The following is a 22,502-nucleotide window of genomic DNA, read 5'->3' as shown; positions in this document are numbered from 1 at the left end:
AAACTATTTGCTGCTCTGCAGCAAAGTCAGGGTGCTGGTGATTGCGCGCGGGCGTAAAAAAAGGGACGACATGTCCCCTTTCTTGTGAGGTCGCCGTGCTTAAGCCGATTTGCGTGCCGCAGGGCGTTTGGCCGCGGGGCGGGTCGCCTTTTTCGCTGCGGGTTTTGCCGCTGCAGTTTTCGCTGCTGGCTTGCCGCCCATTTTTTGCACATTGCGGTTGAGCTCGTCAATGCGTGCGATCAGGGCGTCCACGTCTTTGGCCGAAGGCACACCGAGTTTGTTCAGGGCCTTGGCCACGCGGTCTTCAAAGATGTTTTCCAGCTTGTCCCACTGGTGGCCGGCCTTGGACTGGATGTCGGTGGCCATGCTGGCCATCTTGTTGGTGGCTTCAGAAATTTTTCCTTCGGCCACGGCCTGGGTCTTGCGCTGGATGGACAGGCCTTCCTTGACCAGGGTCTCAAACACTTTGCCGCCTTCTTCCTGCGCCTTGGAGAATGCGCCCAGGCCAGCCAGCCAGATTTGCTGGGCGGACTCCTTGACGGCACCGGACAGCTGTGGGCCGGACTTCTTGTCGGCGCTCATTTTTTGCAGTTTCTTGACCATGGTTTACTCCAGACAGTTTGTGGTTATGGAACTTCGCGGGCAGTATGCCGCACGTATGGGGAAAATATAAGCCCTCCACGTGGCGGTGTTTAGGTGCTGTGTTCTAGAACGCGGTCCGTTTAAACCGTGGACAGGTTCTAGGCATGCGGCTCTATGGAAAAGCACGCGCGGGCGGGCTGAGCGCGGGTTTCTGCTGAATAGAGAGTCATGCCGTTTAAGCAAGAATCACTTTTTGACTTGGCCGTTCAGCGGAGGAAACACAAATGCATTATTTCGTTACAGGGGCCACAGGCTTCATTGGCAAGCGCCTGGTAAAAAAACTTCTGGAACGAAAAGGAACGACCGTTCATTTCCTGATCCGCAAGGAAAGCGCCGGCAAAGTGGCGGCGCTGCGCGAGTATTGGGGCGTGCCTGCTGCCCGTGCGGTGGCCGTGCACGGCGACCTGACCAGCAAAAAGCTCGGCGTCAGCAGCGAAGACATCAAGAAACTCAAGGGCCAGATCGGGCATTTTTACCACCTCGCCGCCGTGTATGACCTGAGCGCCGACGAGGAAAGCCAGGTGGCCGTCAACATTGACGGTACCCGCAATACGGTGGAATTTGCCAAGGCGATTGACGCCGGCCACTTTCACCATGTGAGCTCCATCGCCGCTGCCGGCCTCTATGAAGGCGTGTTCCGAGAGGACATGTTCGAGGAGGCCGAAAACTACGAACACCCGTATTTCATGACCAAGCACGAGAGCGAAAAAATCGTGCGCAAGGAATGCAAGGTTCCGTGGACGGTGTTTCGCCCGGCCATGGTGGTCGGCGACAGCACCACCGGCGAAATGGACAAGATCGACGGGCCCTACTACTTCTTCAAGCTGATCCAGCGCATGCGGCAGCTGCTGCCGCCATGGATGCCGGCGGTGGGGCTGGAGGGCGGGCGGGTCAATATCGTTCCGGTCGATTTTGTTGTCGATGCGCTGGACCACCTCAGCCACAAAACCGGCATTGCCAAAAAATGCTTTCACCTGGTGGACCCGGTGGGTTACCGCGTCGGTGATGTGCTGGACATCTTCAGCCGCGCAGCCCATGCGCCCAAGATGAACCTGTTCGTGAACGCCGCCCTGCTGGGCTTTATCCCGCGCGGTGTCAAAAAGAGCCTGATGGCACTTGCGCCGGTGCGCCGCGTGCGCAATGCGGTGCTGGCCGACCTGGGCCTGCCGGAAGACATGCTGACGTTTGTCAACTACCCGACCCGCTTTGACTGCCGCGACACCATGGCTGCGCTCAAGGGTTCGAACATCGAATGCCCCAACCTGAAAGACTACGCCTGGCGCCTCTGGGATTACTGGGAACGCCACCTGGATCCCGACCTGCACATCGACCGGTCGCTGCGCGGCACGGTCAACGGCAAGGTGGTGCTGGTCACCGGTGGGTCGTCAGGCATCGGCCTGGCTGCGGCACACAAGTTTGCCGATGCCGGCGCGATCACCATCATCTGCGGGCGCGACCAGGACAAACTTGATGAGGCCTGCAAGGAAGCCAAGGCCAAGGGCTATAACTTCGTGGCTTACCCGGCCGACATTGCTGACATGGTGGATTGCGACCGTTTCATCAAGGAGCTGATCGCCAACCATGGCGGCGTGGACTTCCTGATCAACAACGCGGGCCGCTCCATCCGCCGCGCCATTGAGGCCAGCTACGACCGTTTTCACGATTACGAGCGCACCATGCAGCTCAACTACTTTGGCTGCCTGCGCGTGACCATGGGGCTGTTACCCGGCATGGCGGCCAAGCGCAAGGGCCATGTGGTCAATATCAGCTCCATCGGCGTGCTGACCAACGCACCGCGCTTCTCGGCCTATGTAGCCTCCAAAGCCGCGCTGGACGCGTGGACGCGCTGCGCCTCGAGTGAGTTCGCGGATGTGGGTATCAGCTTTACCACCATCAACATGCCGCTGGTTCGCACGCCCATGATTGCGCCGACCAACCTGTACAACAATGTACCCACGCTGTCTCCGGAAGAGGCCGCCGACATGATTGCGCAGGCCTGCATCTTCAAGCCGGTACGCGTGGCTACGCGCCTGGGCATCACCGGCCAGCTCATGCATGCGCTGGTGCCGCGCATTGCCCAGATCGCCATGAACACCAGCTTTCGCATGTTCCCCGACTCATCGGCAGCCAAGGGCGACAAGAGCGCCAAACCGACGCTGTCGGCCGAAGCGGTGGCGATGCAGCAGATGATGCGCGGGATTCATTTCTGACGCTGGCCAAGCCGGGACGGCTTGGCCCGGTACGCGGATTGCCATGGGATAATTCCGGTCCTGGCGAGCGGCCTGCACGGCTGCCTGCAACGTCAAAAAAGGCAATTCCATGATTTTGGTAACTGGTGGAGCCGGTTTCATCGGCTCCAACTTTGTCCTGGACTGGCTGGCGCAATCTGCGGCAGAACCGGTCGTCAACCTCGACAAGCTGACTTATGCGGGCAACCGGGAAAACCTGGCTTCGCTCGACGACGACAGCCGCCATCATTTTGTGCAGGGTGACATCGGCGACGCGGCCCTTCTCGGGCAGTTGCTGGCCACCCACCGGCCGCGCGCGGTGGTCCATTTCGCGGCTGAGTCGCATGTCGACCGTTCGATCCTCGGTCCGGAGGACTTCATCCAGACCAATATCGTCGGCACATTCCGCCTGCTTGAAGCCGTCAGGGCGTACTGGAGCACGCTTGAGGGCGATGCAAAAGCCGGGTTTCGCCTGCTGCATGTCTCAACCGATGAGGTCTACGGCTCGCTCGCGCCTGCCGATGCCGCGTTCACCGAGACCCATCGCTACGAGCCGAACAGCCCGTATTCAGCGTCCAAGGCCGCGAGTGACCACCTCGTGCGTGCCTACCACCACACCTATGGATTGCCGGTCGTCACGACCAACTGCAGCAACAACTACGGCCCGTATCATTTCCCCGAGAAGCTGATCCCGCTGATGATCGTCAACGCGCTTGCCGGCAAGCCGCTGCCGGTCTATGGCGACGGCCAGCAGGTGCGCGACTGGCTGTATGTCAAAGACCACTGCAGCGCAGTGCGCCGTGTGCTGGAGGCCGGTAAACCCGGTGAAACCTACAACGTTGGCGGCTGGAACGAAAAGCCCAATATCGACATTGTCCACACAGTCTGCGCGCTGCTGGACGAATTGCGCCCGCGCCATGATGGCGGCAGCTACCACTCGCAGATCAGCTTCGTGAAGGACCGTCCCGGGCATGACCGGCGCTATGCGATCGACGCACGCAAGCTCGAGCAGGAGCTTGGCTGGAAGCCGGCCGAAACTTTCGAAACGGGAATACGCAAGACGGTGCAGTGGTACCTGCAAAACCCGCAATGGGTGGCCAGGGTGCAAAGCGGTGCTTACCGTGAATGGTTGGGTCGGCAATATTCCCAGAATTCGAGTGCTGCATCGTGAAGATATTGCTTCTCGGAAAAAATGGACAGGTCGGTTGGGAGTTGCAAAGAAGTTTGGCTCCTCTTGGCAAACTTGTTGCGCTGGATCGCCATAGCAGGGAGTTTTGTGGCGACTTGGCCGACTTGACCAATCTTGCCGAGACTGTGCGGCGACTGCGACCTGACGTTATTGTGAATGCGGCGGCTTATACCGGGGTGGACCAGGCGGAACTGCACGGCGATATGGCTCACGCGGTGAATGCACTGGCGCCACAGTTGTTGGCTCGGGAGGCCCAGCGGATCGGTGCATGGCTGGTTCACTATTCAACGGACTATGTTTTTAATGGGGCGGGAAACGATCCGTGGACAGAGGACGATATCCCGGCTCCCTTGAATATCTATGGAAAGACAAAGCTGGATGGTGAACAGCTAATCAGTGCCAATTGCGAGAAGTACTTGATCTTCAGGACAAGTTGGGTTTACGGTTTGCGCGGCAATAACTTCGCAAAAAAGATACTGAAGTTGGCGGTTGAACGAGACCAGTTGAAAGTGATCGATGATCAAATAGGCGCTCCGACGGGAGCGGACTTGATTGCCGATGTCACAGCACATGCTGTTTACCGTGCAATCCAGAGCTCAAGCGCTGGTGACTCTGGGATATACCATCTGGCGGCCAAGGGCGAAATATCCTGGCATGGTTATGCAGATTGGTTGGTAGGTCGTGCCCTTGAGATGAACATGCCGCTCAAGGTGACGAGAGAAAGTATCCACGGCGTCCCCACGGGGGCTTTTCCTCAAGGCGCTGTAAGACCGCATAATTCGCGCCTCGATACGGGAAAGCTGGCATTGAAGTTCGGGCTTGTCATGCCTGACTGGCGGGACGGCCTTGTCCGCACATTTCAGGAGTTAGCAATGTCAGGATCGCAATCGTGAGTAGCCGCAAGGGAATCATTCTCGCCGGAGGTTCAGGCACGCGGCTACATCCCGCAACACTTGCTATCAGCAAGCAATTGCTGCCGGTGTACGACAAACCCATGATCTACTACCCGCTGAGCACCTTGATGCTGGCTGGCATACGCGATGTCCTCGTCATTAGTACACCTCAAGACACCCCGCGTTTTGTCCAGTTGCTTGGTGATGGCTCTCAATGGGGGCTGAACCTGCAGTATGCGGTGCAGCCCAGTCCCGATGGCTTGGCCCAGGCATTCTTGATCGGGGAGAAATTTATTGACAATTCGTCAAGTGCACTGATCCTTGGCGACAATATTTTTTATGGGCACAACCTGTCGGAAGTGCTTGTGGCGGCTGATGCGCAAGCCTCGGGAGCGACGGTTTTTGCCTACCACGTGCAGGAACCAGAGCGCTATGGCGTTGTATCCTTTGACCGCGACGGTCGGGCAATCAGTCTTGAAGAGAAACCGATACATCCCAAAAGCAATTTTGCGGTGACAGGGCTGTACTTCTATGACAGCCGTGTTGTCGATATCGCCAAATCGATTCGGCCCAGTGCGCGTGGCGAGCTCGAGATCACCTCTGTAAATCAGGCGTATATGCGTGCGGCTGAACTCGACGTCAAGATACTTCAGCGTGGCTATGCGTGGTTAGACACCGGAACGCATGACAGTCTCCTGGAGGCGGGGCAGTTCATCTCGACGCTGGAGCATCGCCAAGGGCTGAAAATAGCGTGCCCAGAAGAGATCGCCTGGAGGCAGCACTTTATTGATGATGTTCAGCTCGAAGCCCTTGCCTTGCCGCTGTCGAAAAACGGCTACGGGCAATACCTTCTGCGGATACTCAGGGAAGACACTTCACAATGAATGTCATTCAGACCGATTTGCCTGGCGTGCTGGTGATCGAACCGCAGGTTTTCTCCGATGGGCGCGGATTTTTTCTCGAAAGTTTTAATGCCAGAGATTTCCGCAGCGCGACTGGCGTTACCGTCGATTTCGTTCAGGACAACCATTCCCGGTCTGCCAGAAATGTTTTGCGAGGACTGCATTACCAGATCAAGCAACCTCAAGGAAAGCTCGTGCGGGTCGTCAGCGGTGCGGTATTTGATGTGGCGGTCGATGTACGGCAATATTCACCAACTTTCGGCCGCTGGACCGGCGTTGAGCTGAGCGAGCACAACCACCGCCAGCTATGGGTGCCGGCGGGGTTCGCGCATGGCTTCCTGGTGTTGAGCGAGCAAGCAGACTTTCTTTACAAGTCGACGGACTATTACGCTCCGAAATTCGAGCGTTCAGTCGCCTGGAATGACGCATCGGTAGGCATCGACTGGCCGCTCACATCCCCGCCTGTGCTTTCAGCAAAGGACGCGTCGGCACCATCGCTAAGGGATGCCGAAACTTTCCGGGAACGGCCCTGAGGGGCAGCCCCCTCATACTGGTTCTACGAAAATTCACGCGTTTGCGCCGGGCCCCGGGCTGCATGGCTCTGATAAAATTGCCCCGACAAGCAAACGGAGATTGTTATAAAAGTACTAGTCACCGGAGCCGACGGTTTTATCGGATCCCACCTTACCGAAGAACTTATCAAACGCGGGCACGAAGTGCGCGCGTTTGTTCTTTACAACTCGTTCAATTCGCTTGGATGGTTGGATGAAATCGATGCCTCGATACTGAGAAACATCGAGGTATTTTCGGGCGACATACGGGATCCCAACGGTGTCCGTATGGCGATGAAGGGTTGCGACGCGGTTTTGCATCTCGCTGCGCTGATCGCCATACCTTATTCCTACCATTCGCCTGACACCTATATCGATACCAACGTCAAAGGCACGTTGAATGTTGTGCAGGCCGCTCGAGACTTGGGTGTGCGCCGAGTGGTGCACACTTCAACCAGTGAAGTTTACGGAACGGCGAAATTTGTGCCGATTACCGAGGACCATCCTCTGCAGGGTCAGTCGCCCTATTCAGCCTCCAAGATCGGCGCTGATCAACTTGCCTATTCGTATTACGCGTCGTTCGATCTTCCGGTGGTTATTGCCCGACCATTTAATACCTATGGTCCACGCCAATCCGCTCGTGCTGTCATACCGACCATCATCACGCAGATCGCCACGGGACGAAAAGAAATCAAGCTTGGAGCGGTGTCTCCTACACGCGATTTCAACTTCGTGAAAGATACCGTATCTGGTTTTGTCGCCGCGTTGGAGAGCGATGGCGGGCTGGGTGAGGTTATCAATTTCGGTAGCAACTTCGAAATATCGATCGGTGATACGGCGAAACTTATTGCCGAAGTAATGAATACGGAAATCGAGATAGTCACGGACGAGGCCCGGATGCGCCCGGAAAACTCTGAAGTCGAGCGGTTGTGGGCCGACAATGCCAAAGCCAGAAACCTGTTCGGCTGGCAACCGGCTTTTGCGGGGCGGGAGGGCTTTAAGCGCGGTATTGCTGAGACCGTCGAGTGGTTCACCAAGACCTCCAATCTCTCCCGATACAAGGCCGACAGATACAACATCTAACATGCCTAATATGCCCGGATCCATCTCAACATCTTTCCTTTCCGGCCTGAGCCGTGTTTTAGGAACTCCTGCAACTCCTATTTCGCTGCATGAGCCGGAATTCTGTGGCAATGAATGGGCATATGTCAAAGAATGCATTGATACCGGATGGGTGTCTTCCGTCGGCAAATATGTCGATGAGTTCGAACGACGTCTGGCTGAGATTGCCGGAGCGCGCCATGCGGTTGCCGTTGTCAACGGCACGGCGGCTCTACAGGTGGCGATGCAACTTGCGGGTGTCCGGCGGGGCGACGAAGTGCTAGTGCCGTCGTTGTCGTTCGTTGCGACGGCAAATGCTGTGTCGCATTGCGGTGCAATACCTCACTTTGTGGACAGTGATGCCACAACACTTGGATTGTCGCCGCAAGCACTTGCGGAGCACCTGGCGCGAATCGCTGAACGCTCCGGGGGGGAACTGCGAAATAAGGAGACTGGTCGACGTATTGCTGCCATTGTTCCGATGCACACGTTCGGGCGGCCTGTCGATCTGGCCGGGCTGCTCGATGTATCCGGGCGTTTTGGTCTTCCCTTTGTTGAGGATGCGGCGGAGTCGCTGGGTAGCAGTTATCAAGGGCAACATACTGGTACTTTTGGTTGCGTGGGAACCCTGAGTTTTAACGGCAATAAAATTGTGACGACTGGCGGCGGTGGGGCGCTTGTCACGAATGACTCGGAGATGGCTCGTCGCGCAAAATACCTCACCACCACAGCCAAGCGACCGCATCGATGGGAGTTTTTTCACGATGAAGTTGCGTTTAACTATCGGCTGCCCAATATCAATGCTGCGTTAGGTTGTGCCCAACTCGAAAGCCTTGCCGGTTTCCTTGCAAATAAACGTCTGCTTGCCGCGAAATATCAGGCTGCGTACGAAAACGCCGCGGGGTTTCATTTTGTCGATGAGCAGAAAGGCTGTGTAAGTAACTTCTGGCTGAATGCGATTGTTCTCGACGCTGCCAATATGCAACTGCGGGACCAGTTATTGACCGAGGCTAACGCGCAGGGCTACCATTGCCGACCGGTTTGGACGTTGTTGCACAAATTGCCGATGTACGCTGATTGCCCGCGCGCTCAATTGCCGGTTGCTGAAGTGCTTGAAGCCAGTATTATCAACATACCTAGCAGCGCGAAACTGGCTACGCTGACGCCATGAGCCTGCTGCGCAAAATCTGCGTGGCGACGGGGACAAGGGCCGAGTACGGTTTGCTTTTCTCCCTGATGAACGAGATTCGCCAGGATCCCTGTCTCGAGTTGCAACTTATCGTGACTGGCGCTCATTTGTCCCCCGAATTCGGATTGACCTATCGCCAGATCGAACACGATGGGTTTGTGATCGATGCCAAAGTGGAAATGTTGCTGTCGGCTGACACCTCATCTGCCATCGCCAAATCAATGGGTTTGGGGGTGATTGGTTTCGCTGATGTACTGGACCGACTTCGACCTGATCTGGTCGTCATAGCGGGTGACCGCTACGAGATGCTTGCCGTGGCGCAGGTGGCGTTGGTCTCTCAAGTGCCGATAGCTCATATTCACGGCGGCGAAGTTACCGAAGGTGCGTATGACGATGCGATACGTCACGCCATCACAAAAATGGCGCAATGGCACTTCGTGGCAGCGAACCCCTATCGGCAGCGCGTAATCCAGATGGGCGAGCAACCCGAAAGGGTGTTTAATTATGGAGCGCCTGGGCTGGATCATCTGACCGGGATAACGTGGTTGAATCGCGCCGCGCTTGAGACGGCCCTGCAGATTGAGCTTCGGTCGCCACTTCTGCTGGTGACGTACCACCCGGTGACGCTTTCAGCGAGCGGGCCGGAGGGGGCGATGCTAGAGTTGCTTAAGGCTCTCCGTGAGTTTCCGGAGGCAACCATCGTCCTCACCTATCCGAATGCGGATACCGGCGGGCGTTCACTGATCGGGTTAATAGACCAGTTTGTGCAGGAGGTTCCTGAGCGCAGGCGTGCCTTTGTCTCATTGGGACAGCAAAAATATCTCAGCCTTATGCGTGAGGCCGATGTCGTCGTCGGAAATTCGTCCAGCGGATTGACAGAGGCGCCAGCCCTGCAAAAGGCGACTGTCAACATCGGAGATCGGCAAAAGGGACGACTCAAGGCGGAATCAATTGTCGATGCGGCCGAGACGGCTGACAGCATCGCAGAAGCCGTCCGCTTCGCTCTGGGGCCAGCCTTTCGCGCCACACTTTCCAACACAACCTCCGTTTATGGGCAGGGGGACGTGGGTCGGAAGATCAAGGACACCCTCAAGAAAGTGGTGCCAATGGTGCGCAAAGAGTTTTTTGATATTGCAATCAAGGACTGACATGTCTACTTTTATCATCGCGGAGGCCGGAGTTAATCACAACGGCTCCATGAAGATGGCCAAACAACTGATCGACGCAGGAGCGAAGGCGGGTGTGGATGCCGTGAAATTCCAGACCTTCACCGCCAAAAGTCTCGTCACCATGGCAGCGCCAAAGGCAGAGTATCAGGTGCTCCACACTTCCGCGACAGAATCTCAGTTTGAAATGATACGCAAGCTGGAGCTGAGTGAGGACGATCACGACCAGTTGATCGCGTATTCGGCAGAAAAGGGGGTCAGGTTTCTTTCTACCCCGTTCGACGAAACTAGTCTTCAGCTGCTGACGGTGCGCTTTGGCATCAAGGACATCAAAGTCTCTTCCGGAGACCTTACAAATGCCCCTTTGCTGCTGGCGATCGCTCGTGCCGCTGAAACCGTCATTCTTTCCACTGGTATGTCCACGCTGGCCGAGATTGAGGCCGCGCTGGGAGTTTTGGCTTTCGGGTTTTGCGAGGTATCGCATGCTATTCCTGCGCCGGGTGATTTTGAGGCTTCATTCGCCTCAGACGCCGGACAGAGGGCTTTGATAGATCGCGTTACGCTTTTGCATTGCACAACTGAGTATCCCGCTCCTTTCGCCGAAGTCAATCTGCGAGCTATGGATACCATCCGGCTCGCGTTTGGGTTAACGACCGGATATTCGGACCATACGAGCGGCATCCACATTCCAGTGGCGGCTGTGGCGCGCGGAGCCATGGTCATCGAAAAGCACTTCACGTTGGACCGCAATCTACCAGGGCCTGACCATCAAGCGTCCCTGGAACCCGCCGAGCTGGCCGCAATGGTGACCGCAATCCGAGACGTAGAACAGGCGATGGGGGACGGCATCAAGCGACCGACGGCGACGGAATGGAAAAACCGTACTATTGCGCGCAAAAGCTTAGTGTCCGCGCAAGCTGTTTCGAAGGGGGATAAGTTGACTGTTGCCTGCAAAAGGCCGGCGGCCGGCATGTCCCCGTTCGATTTCTGGAAGATGCAGGGAAAGCCCGCTACGCGCGGCTATGCCGCCGACGAGGTGCTTGATGAGTGAGCGATGCACCTATTTATTGGGGGCTGGAGGGCATGGCAGCGTCTTGCTGGACGCATTACTTTCGACCGGTGTAGGCGTTGTGGGGATTATTGATCCGGCAAAGGCTGTCGACTCGCTGATTTTCGGAATTCCCGTCCTTGGCGGCGATGATTTTCTCGAGCGGTTCCTGCCCTCCGATATTCTTCTGGTCAATGGTATCGGCATCAGTATGGGTGCAGGCGCGGAATTCCGCGCACGTATGTTCGAGAAATGGAAGGCGCGGGGCTTCGACTTCTCATCTGTACTGCACCCCTCTGTTTGGCTTGCGCGTGACGTCGTTCTCGGAGAGGGCTGCCAGGTCATGAGTGGTGCAGTTTTGCAATGCCACGCAAGGATCGGCGCAAATGCGGTGATCAATACTCGCGCCTCCGTAGATCACGATTGTGTCATCCAGGCGCATGCCTTTGTCGGACCCGGTGCAGTTTTGTGCGGGGGTGTGAAGGTCGGTGCAGGCGCGATGATCGGGGCCGGAGCTACGATATTGCCCGGTGTCGACATCGGCGATGGCGCGTTGGTTGGAGCTGGGGCTGTGGTAAGACGCGATGTCTCGCGCGGCCAGTTTGTAGCAGGTAATCCCGCGACCACAAAAATAAGGAAGTCAAAGTGAAAAGCTGGAAATCGGTAGTCGTCTCTCCGCAGACGCTATTGGGGGACGCAATTGCAAAAATAGATGGTTCGGGTCTTCAGCTCGCGCTGGTGCTTAACGGGGATGGAACGCTGGCCGGTGTTTTGAGCGACGGTGATGTCCGTCGCGCCATCTTGCGCGGCGTCGCACTTGCTACGCCTACATGCGAAGTGATGAATTTGCATCCGACCACGGCATCTTTTCATACCCCTCGCAACGAATTACTGGCGCTGATGCGGCGCAAAGTATTGCACCACGTGCCCCTGCTTGACGACATGTTGCGAGTTGCAGGGTTAGCCACACTTGATGAATTGTCCGGTGTAGTCGAGCGACCGAATTGGGTCGTCCTGATGGCTGGGGGGCTCGGCACCCGTCTGTTGCCACTGACCGCCAACACTCCCAAGCCCATGCTGCCGGTCGGCGGTAAGCCGATTCTGGAGAATGTGGTCGAAGGCTTTGCTGAGCAAGGCTTTCGGAAAATATTCCTCTCTGTGAATTACCTCGCCGACTCCATCCGCAGCCACTTCCAGGACGGCAGTAAATGGGGCGTCGAGATTCAGTATCTGGAAGAAGACAAACGGCTGGGGACTGCCGGTGCGTTGTCGCTATTGCCATTCCGACCGGAAGAGCCTTTTTTTGTAATGAATGCTGATTTGCTAACGCGCGTTCGTTTCGAAAACATGCTGAATTTTCATCACGAAAATGCGGCGACGGCGACGATGGCGGTACGTGAATACGACTTTCAGGTTCCTTATGGGGTGGTGAGAATGGATGGCTCGATGATCACATCCATCGATGAGAAACCTACGCACCGGTTCTATGTCAACGCCGGCATTTATACCCTTTCGCCTGAAGCGCTCGACCATATTCCTGCGGATGTTTTTTTTGACATGCCGACGCTCTTTGAAAAGCTATTGATGGATAAGACTCCCACTGCCGCCTATCACCTTCGCGAGTATTGGCTTGATATCGGCCGTATCGAGGAATTCGAGCGTGCGCAGAGGGAGTGGGGTGCGCTTGGAGATCAACTTGAGTGACCTCTCCTCCAGCGGAACATTGGCGATCATCCCGGCTCGTGGCGGATCGAAAGGGGTGCCAGGCAAGAACATTCGCGTTGTCGGCGGTAAGCCGCTGATCGCTTGGACGATCGAGGCTGCGAAACAGTCGGCTTGTATCGATCGCGTGATTCTGTCGTCCGACGATGAGGCGATCATCGAGCAAGCGCGGCGGTATGAATGCGAGGTACCTTTTGTGCGAGAGGCCCGACTGGCCCAAGATGAAAGCACCTCCATGGACGTGGTAGTGGACGCACTAGACCGTTTTCCGGACTTCGAGTGGGTGGTTCTCCTTCAGCCTACCTCGCCGCTGAGGTCTGCGCTTGATATCGATCGAGCTATCGAGTTGTGCAAGGGTCAAAACGCTCCAGCATGTGTGTCGGTATCGGCATCGCAAGAAAGTCCTTACTGGATGTTCACTTTGCGAGATAACTCCACGCTCGAGCCCATCCTCCCGCCGCAAGTGGCGACTCGTCGGCAGGATCTGCCCTCTGTATACTCTCTGAATGGTGCCATCTATGTGGCAAAAACAGGTTGGCTGAGGCAGAACCGCAGTTTTTTAAGTGCCGAAACTGTTGCGTACGTTATGCCAAATCAGCGCTCCTTGGACATCGATACCGAGTCCGACTTCATCCAGCTGCAAATTTTTTTGGGGGATTTCAAGAATGTTTCGCTATCCTAAGCGCCGTTTGTTCGATATTGACGCGTTTACACGCGATGTGCCGGATCCGGCAGACACCCGGTATGGCCTTCCTTACGACGTGGCGTTTTGCAAGAAGTGCATTATTTCGAACCAGCGCCCTAACTCCGCCGTCGAATACGGGCACACCAAAGACAGCAAGAAAAAGACGATTCATTTCGATGAAAATGGAGTTTGCGATGCCTGCAAACTGGCGGAGGAGAAGAACACCAAAATTGACTGGTCGTTGCGCGAGAAGCAACTTATGGAGCTTTGCGACCGGCATCGGAGCAAGGACGGCTCCTATGATTGCGTGGTACCTGGCTCCGGCGGTAAAGACAGCTTCTATGCGGCGCACATGCTGAAGTTCAAATACGGCATGCACCCGCTGACAGTGACCTGGGCCCCGCACATCTATACCGATTGGGGTTGGAAAAATTTTCAAAGCTGGTTGCATGCGGGTTTCGATAATTTCCTTTGCACGCCTAACGGGAAAATCCACCGTCTGATCACGCGTCTAGCAGTGGAAAATCTGTTCCATCCGTTCCAGCCCTTCATGTTCGGGCAAAAAGCGCTCGCTCCCAAAATGGCACTGCTGCACAAAATTCCGCTTGTGTTCTACGGGGAAAACGAAGCCGAATATGGCAATCCAATTGCTGATACCCAAAGTGCCAAGCGCGACTGGTCCTATTTCACTTCGGATGACAAATCCAAGATATTTCTTGGTGGCACTTCATTGGCCGACCTGAAAAGCGAGTTTGGTGTTGACGAGAACGAGCTTCAGCCGTATTTGCCGGCTAATCCCGCGCAGATCGAAGAGCAAAAGGTAGAGGTTCACTATTTGGGCTATTACCTCAAATGGCATCCGCAGAGCTGCTATTACTATTCCGTCGAGCACGGAGGGTTTCAGGCATCACCCGAGCGCACACCAGGCACTTATAGCAAGTACAACAGTATTGACGATCGCATCGATGATTTTCATTACTACACGACGTTTGTGAAATTCGGTATTGGCCGAGCTACCTACGATGCTGCGCAGGAAATTCGTTCAGGCGACATCACACGGGAAGAGGGTGTTGCGTTGGCCAAGCGGTTTGACGGTGAATATCCGGAGCGCTTCTCGGATGAGATATTCCGTTATCTCAGCATTCCCGCCGCTGAATTCCCGGAAGCCTCGCGGATGTTTGAACAGCCCGTCATGGACAGGGACTATTTCATGCATCTCGCGGACACTTTTCGCTCGCCCCATCTGTGGAAGTTTGAAAACGGGAAATGGGCTTTACGTCATCAGGTCTGGCAAGGGGATTGAGCGGATGGGGCGCATCCGACTCATTCCACGGCTCGACATCAAGGGCCCCAATCTTATCAAGGGCATTCATCTTGAGGGGTTACGTGTCGTTGGTGATCCCCAGTCCCATGCCCGTCATTACTACGAGCAGGGGGCGGATGAACTCATCTATATCGACATCGTCGCGAGTCTCTATGGCCGCAATAGCCTGAAAGAAATTGTTAGCCGCACAGCCAGAGACGTATTCATACCTCTGACCGTTGGTGGCGGCGTCCGCTCGGTCGATGACGTGCGCGAATTGCTTCGCGCAGGCGCCGACAAGGTTGCAATCAATACAGCCGCTGTCAAACGGCCGGAGCTGATTACCGAAGTGTCTAGAGTATTCGGCTCGCAATGCATGGTTGTCTCGATAGAGGCCAAGCAGATAGCGTCGTCCTCTTGGGAGGTTTTTACCGACAACGGCCGCGAACGCACGGGTCTCGATGTGGTGACGTGGGCGCAAGAAGCCGTATCGAGAGGGGCGGGCGAGATATTGTTGACATCAGTGGATCGCGAGGGCACGCGAAAAGGGTTTGATGTGGCACTGGTTCGAGCGGTATCGGCCGCGTGCCCGATTCCGGTGATTGCAAGCGGTGGCATGGGGACGGTTGAGCATTTCAAGCAGGTATGTGACGATGGGCTAGCCGATGCTGTCGCGATGGCTGACGTACTCCACTATCGCCGTCTTGAGCTTCCACAGATCAGAGCATATGCAGAGAAATCCGGAATCTCGGTGCGTCGCTTTTCTCCAGGAGAGGTGATCGCTCATGGCTAAAGTTGTGACCATCGTCGATTACGGCATCGGTAATATTTTCAGTGTCACGCGGGCGATAGAGCATTTTGATGTGTCGGTGCTTCTGACTGACAAGCCTTCAGATATCGCCAGCGCGGAAACGCTGGTACTGCCAGGAGTTGGTGCTTTTTCTAATGGAATGCAAGGGTTGCGGGATCGCCGCCTGGTAGAGCCGCTGCGAGCATACGCACGAGGAGGTCGTCCGCTTCTTGGCATCTGCCTTGGCATGCAAATGCTCTTTACCAAAAGCACTGAGTTCGGAGAGCATGAGGGCTTGGATATTATTGAGGGCACTATCGAGCCAGTTGCAATTCCACAGGACGCGGCGGGGAGGGATATGAAGATTCCCCATATTGGCTGGAGTGAGCTTCAGCTTCCTGGTGGGCGCGCCAGTTGGAAAGACACCATCCTCAGCGAAGTCACCCCTGGGGAAAATTGCTACTTCGTGCATTCGTTTACCGCCGTGCCGGCGCGTCCTGAAAGTCGATTAGCGGACACTTGTTATGGGAAAAGTCTGATCTCGGCAGCGGTGCAGAGAGACAATGTCTATGGTTGTCAGTTTCACCCTGAGAAAAGCGGTGGCGTCGGCCTGAAAATTATTAAGGGTTTTTTGGAGATTTCGTTTGCATAGCGTAAAAATCATCGGTGCGGGCCAACTCGGCAGTCGCCATTTGCAGGCCTTACAGGCTGTCAAAACGCCGCTGCGTATTGAAGTCATTGATCCTTCACCGGCCTCTCTTGCCGTCGCGCGGGAGCGCTACGAGGCCCTTGGAAAAAACGACACTCACCAGATAAATTTTCTGCCCAAGGTGACCGGCGGGGAGCCTACCGACATCGTGATTGTTGCAACGAGTTCCAACGTTCGTCGCAAGGTCGTCCAGGAGCTGTTGAGCATGTCGCAAGTTAAATTCGCTGTGCTCGAGAAATTGCTTTTCGACGTTCGCGAAGACTATGCCACCGTCGCCAGCCTGCTGGACCGATCTGCAACGCGCGCGTGGGTTAATTGCCCCATGAGGGTCATGCCTGCATATGAAAAAATCCGGGCGAACTTCCAGGGTGCACCGGTTTCTTATCGGGTCACGGGTAGTCAGTTTGGGCTCGTGACCAACGCGATTCACTATATCGATCACGTCTGCCATTTAACGGGCTGCACGGATTATGAGCTCGATACAGACGGCCTGGGCAAGACGCCGATCGCAAGCAAACGAGCCGGTTTTCTGGAATTCAATGGCACGCTGATTGCCCGGTTTGCCGATGGTAGCCGCCTCGAAGTTGAATGCTACCCAAATGGAAACGCGCCCGTAGTTGTCGAGATATTCAATGCTGCGCAACGTTATATTGTCAGGGAGTCTGAGGGAAAGCTTTGGTCTTCGTCGGACGCTACTGGATGGACCTGGCTGGAGGAAGCTGCGCCAATTCCGTATCAGAGTCAAATTACTGCCGGTGTTGTGGATTCCTTGCTGGCGACAGGCGAATGCGGGTTGGCTCCCTATTCGGTATCGGCAAAGCTTCATCTGGCACTTCTTGAGCCGTTGCTGGCCGTGGTGCAAATCGAAACACCGAAAGCTGCAACCTTCCAGTTCACATGATTCATCCTGATGAGGCGGTAGCAAATGAATAGCGATGTTTTATTGGTAGGTTCTGGACCGATGGCTGTCGAGTACGCCAAGGTTTTACGCGCTCTCGGCATAACTCCTGTGATAGTTGGGCGAGGTGCGCCTTCGGCGGCTAAATTCCGGGCGGAAACTGGCCTCAATGTACATGCTGGCGGAATTGAAGCCTGGCTGGCCGCGAACGATGGTAAGTTGCCACACCATGCAATCGTGGCGGTCGGCGAAAAATGGGTGGGTGCAGTTGCTTCTTTGCTCATTGACCACGGGGTGAAGTCGCTGCTGGTCGAGAAGCCAGGGGGGTTCGACGCAGCAGACATTCGCGCTGTTCATTTGAATGCGCAGCGAGCCGGTGCATCGCTGTCTGTGGGGTATAACCGTCGGTTTTACGCCTCAGTTAGCGCGGCTAGGCGGATCATCGCTGAAGATGGAGGTGTTACCTCCTTCAATTTCGAATTTACGGAGTGGGGCCACGTAATCTCGTCGATCGAAAAAGAGGAGGGAGTCAAGGAGCAATGGTTGCTTTCAAACTCGACGCATGTGATCGACTTGGCTTTTCATCTTGGCGGCGCGCCGGTAGAACTTGCTGCATTCACTGCGGGAGGGGTATCGTGGCATCCCTCCGCGTCCATTTTCTCGGGTGCGGGGAAGACGGCCTCCGGCGCGCTGTTCTCCTATCAAGCGAACTGGGAGTCGCCTGGCCGATGGGTGCTGGAAGTGCTAACGCGTCGGCATCGGCTGATTTTCAAGCCTCTCGAAAAACTTCAAATACAAAAGATCGGAAGCGTTGCGGTGGAATTCGTCGACATTGACGATGCCGACGACCAAAATTTCAAGCCCGGCCTTCTAAAGCAGACCAGGGAATTTCTTCAGGGTGGATCGACGCTACTACCGGATTCAAGCGAGCAGGTAAAGATGCTGGACTGGTATTTGAAGATCCGCGGACAAGCCGGTTGAGGCAGGGGTGGCCACCCAGTTCGCCAGTATAGTTTGTCTCTACTATCCGTCGCAGCTCATCCCTGCCCTTGCGGCGGTTCGCACTTATCGGCAAGCGAAAGAACAGCCACAAGACGACCCCGTGATGGTGGTGGTGTGGTGCGCGCCATCCGTGGATGCTGCGGCGCGGGAGTTGCGGCGTCAGACCTTCCAAACACTTCTGGCTGCCATTCCCGGTACCTTTCTTGTTTTCTTCTCGCGTGAGGAAACTGCAGGCGTGCTGTCCAGCAGCAGGCGAGTGGAGGACAAGGTTAAATATTTTCGAGAGCAGCACCTACATATGCCGGTGCGGGATGTTTTTTTCTCGCACGACATAAGCGCAGATTTTTCCGCACAGATGCTTATGAGGGCCTGTCCAGATGCTGAGCGTATATGCTTCGGCGATGCTTGGGGATTGGTTTATAGCAATGCATATTTTGAGTCAATCACTTACCCCTGTGACGTTGGACTCGTACTCAAAGCGCCGGCAACATGGTTGCGTAACCTACTTGTGCGATACCGCCGTCGGCGTGTTCTCGGCCCTCGGTATCGCAGGCTGGATGCGCGCTTTGCGGTCCTGATCTTGCCAAATGACCCTGGTTTCGATTTTTTACCGGGCAAAACGCAACTCAGGGTGGCGCGAGAGACAGTTGAGCAAGTGATCGAGGCTCTGGGCAAGGTCGTGTCTGGCCGGGATGTCAGCTTGTCGCGTCAACCTGACGCCATCCTGCTTGTTGGCTCTTTCGCCGAGTCGCGGTTTTGTGATGAGGCCAACGAGCTGGAACTCTACGCCGATGTTTTGGCCGAATTCCTTCCATTGGACTCTGCGCTTTTGATCAAGGGACATTCGGCTGCCACTCGACATAAAATCTTGAAGATCGCAGAGCAAAGCGCTCGGAACAATCGAGTCGAACTGCTGCCCGAGATTCTTACTGAATTTCCGATCGAAGTACTTGCCGGGATATGGCCAAAGGCAAGGATAATCTCGTTTGCTTATGCTTCGGTCTCCCTGACCTACTTGAAGCGCGAAGGGGTGCTGCACGCAATGCACGATTTGATGATTGACAGGCATTTTCCGCCGTCCAGCCATGTATGGATGAAGAGCAGCAATGATTTGTATCTGTCCGAGATGGAAGTCGCTCGCTTAACCTGAATTGGGAGTTTTCGTTGACAAGAGTAACTGTGATATCTGCCAATGCGCCTCTCACAATCTTCGGCATGCTGCAAGAGTTATGGGCATATCGAGGATTGGTGTGGGCGTTTTCTTCGCGTGATCTCAAAGTCAAGTATTTTCAGACCATTTTTGGTCCGTTGTGGGTTTTGATGACACCTTTGATCACCGTAGGTGTCATGACTTTTGTGTTTGGGATGATGGTCAAAATTCCATCTGACGGTCTCCCCTATCTGCTTTTTTATTTGGTTGCGATCGTTCCTTGGTACGCATTCATTTCGGTATTTAGTCAAGCCACATCTTCGTTGGAGGCGCAGGCTGGACTTATCAGTAAGATTTATTTTCCGCGACTCGTCATCGGTGCTTCTTATGCGCTCAATGGCACCGTTGACTTCTTGGTCGGGTATGGGGTGTCTTTAATATTCGCCGCCTATTATTCGTTGTTGAGCTGGGAGTTTGTATTGTTGATGCCGCTCCTGCTGTTTATACAAATGGCTTGGGCCCTGGGGTTGGGACTTTTGCTGGCGCCTTACAACGCGCGATACCGGGACGTGAAGCACATGATTCCGCTGTTGATTCAACTCTACTATTTTGCGAATCCAATTATGTATCCCGTGACGGTGGCGCCTGAGTGGGCACGCTGGATCTTTCAGATCAATCCTTTCGCGGTGGTGATCACGGCTTACCGGGCCGCGCTTAATGGCCATGGGGTCGACTGGTTGTCGCTTGGCGTAGCGCTGCTAATTGCCGCCTTGGTGTTATTCGCGGGATCTGCTGTGTTTGTGTATAAAGGCAAGGATACGGTGGACGCGTTATGACTTATGCCGTCCAGGTGGAAAATCTTTCCAAACGCTACCGAATCGGCTCGGCGATCAAGCCGGCGGCAAACAGCCTTTATGAGCTGCTAGAAGACAAATTCCCATTTCTTGCGTCGAAGTCAAAGCGCGAAGACAAGGCCGCTCAAACCAATGCGGCGGCCCCTAATACAAACCTTGTGCTTTCACCCGAGCAGTTTATGGGCTGCCCGGACGGCGAGTTTTGGGCACTGAAGGATTTGTCTTTTTCGATCGAGCAGGGTGATCGCGTCGGCGTGGTAGGAAAAAACGGATCGGGCAAAAGCACACTGCTGAAGATCATGTCTCGCATCACACCGCCTAGTGAGGGTGTTGTCCGCATCAACGGCCGGTTGATCAGTTTGCTTGAAGTTGGAACCGGTTTTCATCCAGACCTTTCCGGACGTGAGAATATTTTTCTTAATGCCCAGATCAACGGTATGTCGGCGCGAGGGGTGCGCAAGATATTCGACGAAATTGTCGACTTCTCGGAACTGGGCCGTCAGATAGATACGCCGATTAAACGATATTCGTCGGGCATGTACATGCGGTTGGCGTTCTCCGTGGCTGCGCATCTTGAGTCAGAAATTCTGATTGTGGACGAAGTGCTCGCGGTCGGCGATGCGGGTTTCCAGAAGAAGTGTCTGGATAAGATGCTGCAGGTTTCGGGACAGGGGCGCACATTGTTGTTCGTGAGTCATGACATGAATGCGATCTCCAAGCTTTGCAACAAGGCACTTGAGCTATCACACGGGCAACTCGCCACGGCGCATCTAATGCCACTGGATACATCGGAAGATGCGAAGGGGGCGGTGAGTGCAGTTGACCGAAATAACGGATTACGAACAGTCAATGAGGCCATTGCTGACTACGTATTGGAGCAAACAGCTTCATCCGAAAAAGTCTGGGAAGGCGCATCGACTCCTATTTTTGGCGATGAATCGGTAATGTTGCGCCGCATCGCCGTCGCAGATGTTTCCGGGGTGATGAAAACTACCTTTACTGTTAATGAGGAAATCGCGATTGTTGTCGGCTTTGAAGTTATCAGGCCAGTGTGGAAGCTGAATGTCCACGTTTACCTCTCGACATTAACCGGACATAGGCTTCTTGTTTCAATGGATAACCTGATCGAGGAGGCGTGCGAGATTCGGTCTGCGGGTTATCACCAGGAAACGTGTGTATTGCCCCCGGAATTTCTCAATGAAGGGCTGTATCGAGTGGAAATTGTGGTTTGCACCAATCCCACTACGCAATTCAATATAGCGGTTCCAGATGTGGTGACATTCACGGTAGTCGATGATAAATCGACAGGAGCTGTACGGGGAGATTGGGTGCGCGAATGGCCCGACTATCCCCTGCGACCGCGCTTGAGGTGGTCGGCAAAATACTCGCAGGCAGCCTCTGTCAAAGATTGGAGTGTCATATGAATGCGTATGCCGAAGCAATCCAAGAGCTCGAATCAGAGGGGTTTTATACGTTCAAGGGGTTTTTTCCAATTTCGAAGGTTGAGCAGGCCAAGCAGGAAGTGGCGACTCTCTTTTCGAACGACCTGGAACAGCGCGCCATACTGAATATAAGTGAACCTTGGAGTCGGAGCGGCGAATGCGTCAGTATCTTGACAAAACCAACTCACATTCTTCTCGACGCCTACGCCAAAAGCCCAACTTTGGACGCAATGGTCGAAGAAATATTGTCCGATGCCGATGTCAGTGAGGTATTGAGAAAGCTGGCGGGGCCTAAGATAAAATTTCGCGGGTATAACGTGCAACGGCTGACGGGTGAGCCCGATCCTCGGCCTTCCTATGGTGTCGCCTCCAATCCTCACGAATGGCACCGTGATAGCCCCGGCGAATTGGGCATAGCGATCTTCCTGGAGGACGTTCCTGGACCAGGTAATGGCGCAACCTCTTTTGTACGAGGATCCCATCACTTTCCATTTTGCCCGCGCTGGAGTGCTTTGTTCGGTCCACCATATACGAAGAAACTTGGTGTGCCTGGCCTGTCTCTGTTTCTAAGATGGAACATCTTTAGCCGGCTGCTCGCTCGTCGCGTTGTAGTCAACAGGGAAACGGGCGCTTATGGCGTAAAGGGCGATTTTTATATCTTTATTAATGATGTTTGGCATGGGCGCGAGCCCAACATTCACGGAAGAACTGGTATTAAAGTTATGTTGGGTGCTTACCCGACTTCTTTTGCATTCCCCGATAAGGTGATCAAGCCATCGGCGGAAATTTTGGCGCTATTGCCTCCACAAGTTCGTTTCAGCGCCGGCGGTTATGACGCCGAGCATCTTGATCAGAAAAACGGCGATACCTTGATCGAACGCATGCTCGCCAAGCGCGAGTCGTCCAAGCACCATTGGACATTTCGATTGGCGCGCCTCGAGCGAAGATTCGCGGATGCAGTTTCGACCTTCTTCAGCAAGCTGCGTGCTTTATAGCTCGCAGGAATTTGGGAGGCTGCGTTGACAAACCCAAAGTACG

22 protein-coding genes are annotated in these 22,502 nt (G+C 55.0%); 21 read left to right on the top strand and 1 reads right to left on the bottom strand.

The annotated features are described in order from the left end of the window. Nucleotides 1-99 precede the first annotated feature (99 nt). The gene (locus AC1D11_RS13215) at nucleotides 100-603 is read right to left on the bottom strand and encodes a phasin family protein (RefSeq protein ID WP_477647460.1); all 504 of its coding nucleotides are present in this window, start codon (nucleotides 601-603) and stop codon (nucleotides 100-102) included. A 263-nt stretch (nucleotides 604-866) separates the two neighbouring features. Between AC1D11_RS13215 and AC1D11_RS13210 the strand changes: the two genes are divergently transcribed. The 21 genes from AC1D11_RS13210 to AC1D11_RS13110 all read left to right on the top strand — a co-directional run bounded on the left by AC1D11_RS13210 (nucleotide 867) and on the right by AC1D11_RS13110 (nucleotide 22,459). Then, nucleotides 867-2,852, top strand: coding sequence for an SDR family oxidoreductase (locus tag AC1D11_RS13210; RefSeq protein WP_477647459.1), 1,986 nt, complete (start codon nucleotides 867-869; stop codon nucleotides 2,850-2,852). 109 nt (nucleotides 2,853-2,961) lie between these two features. Beyond that, nucleotides 2,962-4,041: a dTDP-glucose 4,6-dehydratase gene (gene rfbB / locus AC1D11_RS13205; RefSeq protein WP_477651277.1), complete on the top strand. Its 1,080-nt coding sequence runs from the start codon at nucleotides 2,962-2,964 to the stop codon at nucleotides 4,039-4,041. Next, nucleotides 4,038-4,952: a dTDP-4-dehydrorhamnose reductase gene (rfbD, locus tag AC1D11_RS13200; protein ID WP_477650484.1), complete on the top strand. Its 915-nt coding sequence runs from the start codon at nucleotides 4,038-4,040 to the stop codon at nucleotides 4,950-4,952. Before rfbB ends, rfbD begins: the two co-directional genes overlap by 4 nt. Continuing rightward, the gene (gene rfbA / locus AC1D11_RS13195) at nucleotides 4,949-5,836 is read left to right on the top strand and encodes a glucose-1-phosphate thymidylyltransferase RfbA (protein WP_477651278.1); all 888 of its coding nucleotides are present in this window, start codon (nucleotides 4,949-4,951) and stop codon (nucleotides 5,834-5,836) included. The genes rfbD and rfbA overlap by 4 nt, the downstream gene beginning before the upstream one ends. Next, entirely contained in the window at nucleotides 5,833-6,387 is a 555-nt protein-coding gene (gene rfbC, locus AC1D11_RS13190) for a dTDP-4-dehydrorhamnose 3,5-epimerase (protein ID WP_477650482.1), read from the top strand. The genes rfbA and rfbC overlap by 4 nt, the downstream gene beginning before the upstream one ends. Before the next feature lie 99 nt (nucleotides 6,388-6,486). Next, nucleotides 6,487-7,488: an NAD-dependent 4,6-dehydratase LegB gene (locus AC1D11_RS13185; protein ID WP_477651458.1), complete on the top strand. Its 1,002-nt coding sequence runs from the start codon at nucleotides 6,487-6,489 to the stop codon at nucleotides 7,486-7,488. A gap of 1 nt (nucleotide 7,489) precedes the next feature. Then, nucleotides 7,490-8,677, top strand: a complete 1,188-nt coding sequence (locus AC1D11_RS13180) for a LegC family aminotransferase (protein WP_477651279.1) — start codon at nucleotides 7,490-7,492, stop codon at nucleotides 8,675-8,677. Next, nucleotides 8,674-9,843 carry a UDP-N-acetylglucosamine 2-epimerase gene (gene neuC / locus AC1D11_RS13175; protein ID WP_477650441.1) on the top strand — a complete coding sequence of 390 codons (1,170 nt, stop codon included), beginning with the start codon at nucleotides 8,674-8,676 and terminating at the stop codon, nucleotides 9,841-9,843. The genes AC1D11_RS13180 and neuC overlap by 4 nt, the downstream gene beginning before the upstream one ends. 1 nt (nucleotide 9,844) lies before the next feature. Next, nucleotides 9,845-10,912, top strand: a complete 1,068-nt coding sequence (gene neuB, locus AC1D11_RS13170; protein ID WP_477651280.1) for an N-acetylneuraminate synthase — start codon at nucleotides 9,845-9,847, stop codon at nucleotides 10,910-10,912. Further along, nucleotides 10,884-11,558: an acetyltransferase gene (locus AC1D11_RS13165; RefSeq protein ID WP_477650813.1), complete on the top strand. Its 675-nt coding sequence runs from the start codon at nucleotides 10,884-10,886 to the stop codon at nucleotides 11,556-11,558. Before neuB ends, AC1D11_RS13165 begins: the two co-directional genes overlap by 29 nt. After that, a complete protein-coding gene (locus AC1D11_RS13160) occupies nucleotides 11,555-12,613 on the top strand; it encodes a nucleotidyltransferase family protein (protein WP_477651455.1) in 1,059 nt (352 codons plus the stop codon). The genes AC1D11_RS13165 and AC1D11_RS13160 overlap by 4 nt, the downstream gene beginning before the upstream one ends. Further along, nucleotides 12,606-13,313, top strand: coding sequence for an acylneuraminate cytidylyltransferase family protein (locus tag AC1D11_RS13155; RefSeq protein ID WP_477651283.1), 708 nt, complete (start codon nucleotides 12,606-12,608; stop codon nucleotides 13,311-13,313). Before AC1D11_RS13160 ends, AC1D11_RS13155 begins: the two co-directional genes overlap by 8 nt. Next, nucleotides 13,297-14,619, top strand: a complete 1,323-nt coding sequence (locus AC1D11_RS13150) for an N-acetyl sugar amidotransferase (RefSeq protein WP_477651454.1) — start codon at nucleotides 13,297-13,299, stop codon at nucleotides 14,617-14,619. The genes AC1D11_RS13155 and AC1D11_RS13150 overlap by 17 nt, the downstream gene beginning before the upstream one ends. A 4-nt stretch (nucleotides 14,620-14,623) precedes the next feature. Then, on the top strand, nucleotides 14,624-15,412 hold the full coding sequence (gene hisF, locus AC1D11_RS13145; protein WP_477651394.1) for an imidazole glycerol phosphate synthase subunit HisF: 789 nt from the start codon (nucleotides 14,624-14,626) through the stop codon (nucleotides 15,410-15,412). Beyond that, the gene (gene hisH, locus AC1D11_RS13140; protein WP_477650452.1) at nucleotides 15,405-16,061 is read left to right on the top strand and encodes an imidazole glycerol phosphate synthase subunit HisH; all 657 of its coding nucleotides are present in this window, start codon (nucleotides 15,405-15,407) and stop codon (nucleotides 16,059-16,061) included. Before hisF ends, hisH begins: the two co-directional genes overlap by 8 nt. Beyond that, the gene (locus tag AC1D11_RS13135) at nucleotides 16,054-17,019 is read left to right on the top strand and encodes a Gfo/Idh/MocA family oxidoreductase (RefSeq protein ID WP_477651395.1); all 966 of its coding nucleotides are present in this window, start codon (nucleotides 16,054-16,056) and stop codon (nucleotides 17,017-17,019) included. Before hisH ends, AC1D11_RS13135 begins: the two co-directional genes overlap by 8 nt. Nucleotides 17,020-17,043: 24 nt before the next feature. Beyond that, a complete protein-coding gene (locus tag AC1D11_RS13130) occupies nucleotides 17,044-17,997 on the top strand; it encodes a Gfo/Idh/MocA family oxidoreductase (RefSeq protein ID WP_477651396.1) in 954 nt (317 codons plus the stop codon). Nucleotides 17,998-18,004: 7 nt separating this feature from the next. After that, complete coding sequence (locus AC1D11_RS13125; RefSeq protein WP_477650756.1) at nucleotides 18,005-19,168, top strand: hypothetical protein; 1,164 nt, start codon at nucleotides 18,005-18,007, stop codon at nucleotides 19,166-19,168. Between the two features lie 65 nt (nucleotides 19,169-19,233). Continuing rightward, nucleotides 19,234-20,004 (top strand): ABC transporter permease, encoded by a 771-nt coding sequence (locus AC1D11_RS13120; RefSeq protein WP_477651397.1) that lies wholly within the window; start codon nucleotides 19,234-19,236, stop codon nucleotides 20,002-20,004. After that, nucleotides 20,001-21,446, top strand: coding sequence for an ABC transporter ATP-binding protein (locus AC1D11_RS13115; protein ID WP_477651453.1), 1,446 nt, complete (start codon nucleotides 20,001-20,003; stop codon nucleotides 21,444-21,446). The genes AC1D11_RS13120 and AC1D11_RS13115 overlap by 4 nt, the downstream gene beginning before the upstream one ends. Then, nucleotides 21,443-22,459 carry a phytanoyl-CoA dioxygenase family protein gene (locus AC1D11_RS13110; protein WP_477651452.1) on the top strand — a complete coding sequence of 339 codons (1,017 nt, stop codon included), beginning with the start codon at nucleotides 21,443-21,445 and terminating at the stop codon, nucleotides 22,457-22,459. The genes AC1D11_RS13115 and AC1D11_RS13110 overlap by 4 nt, the downstream gene beginning before the upstream one ends. Nucleotides 22,460-22,502 lie beyond the last annotated feature (43 nt).

The organism is Polaromonas sp. P1_E11 (genome assembly GCF_056405995.1).
This window is presented reverse-complemented; position numbering and strand designations above follow the sequence as displayed.

Coding starts and splice junctions, on each gene's coding strand:
- AC1D11_RS13215 (WP_477647460.1), bottom strand. CDS start 603: ATGGTCAAGAAACTGCAAAAAATGAGCGCCGACAAGAAGTCCGGCCCA.
- AC1D11_RS13210 (WP_477647459.1), top strand. CDS start 867: ATGCATTATTTCGTTACAGGGGCCACAGGCTTCATTGGCAAGCGCCTG.
- rfbB (WP_477651277.1), top strand. CDS start 2,962: ATGATTTTGGTAACTGGTGGAGCCGGTTTCATCGGCTCCAACTTTGTC.
- rfbC (WP_477650482.1), top strand. CDS start 5,833: ATGAATGTCATTCAGACCGATTTGCCTGGCGTGCTGGTGATCGAACCG.
- AC1D11_RS13180 (WP_477651279.1), top strand. CDS start 7,490: ATGCCTAATATGCCCGGATCCATCTCAACATCTTTCCTTTCCGGCCTG.
- neuC (WP_477650441.1), top strand. CDS start 8,674: ATGAGCCTGCTGCGCAAAATCTGCGTGGCGACGGGGACAAGGGCCGAG.
- neuB (WP_477651280.1), top strand. CDS start 9,845: ATGTCTACTTTTATCATCGCGGAGGCCGGAGTTAATCACAACGGCTCC.
- AC1D11_RS13165 (WP_477650813.1), top strand. CDS start 10,884: ATGCCGCCGACGAGGTGCTTGATGAGTGAGCGATGCACCTATTTATTG.
- AC1D11_RS13150 (WP_477651454.1), top strand. CDS start 13,297: ATGTTTCGCTATCCTAAGCGCCGTTTGTTCGATATTGACGCGTTTACA.
- hisF (WP_477651394.1), top strand. CDS start 14,624: ATGGGGCGCATCCGACTCATTCCACGGCTCGACATCAAGGGCCCCAAT.
- hisH (WP_477650452.1), top strand. CDS start 15,405: ATGGCTAAAGTTGTGACCATCGTCGATTACGGCATCGGTAATATTTTC.
- AC1D11_RS13130 (WP_477651396.1), top strand. CDS start 17,044: ATGAATAGCGATGTTTTATTGGTAGGTTCTGGACCGATGGCTGTCGAG.
- AC1D11_RS13120 (WP_477651397.1), top strand. CDS start 19,234: ATGCTGCAAGAGTTATGGGCATATCGAGGATTGGTGTGGGCGTTTTCT.
- AC1D11_RS13115 (WP_477651453.1), top strand. CDS start 20,001: ATGACTTATGCCGTCCAGGTGGAAAATCTTTCCAAACGCTACCGAATC.
- AC1D11_RS13110 (WP_477651452.1), top strand. CDS start 21,443: ATGAATGCGTATGCCGAAGCAATCCAAGAGCTCGAATCAGAGGGGTTT.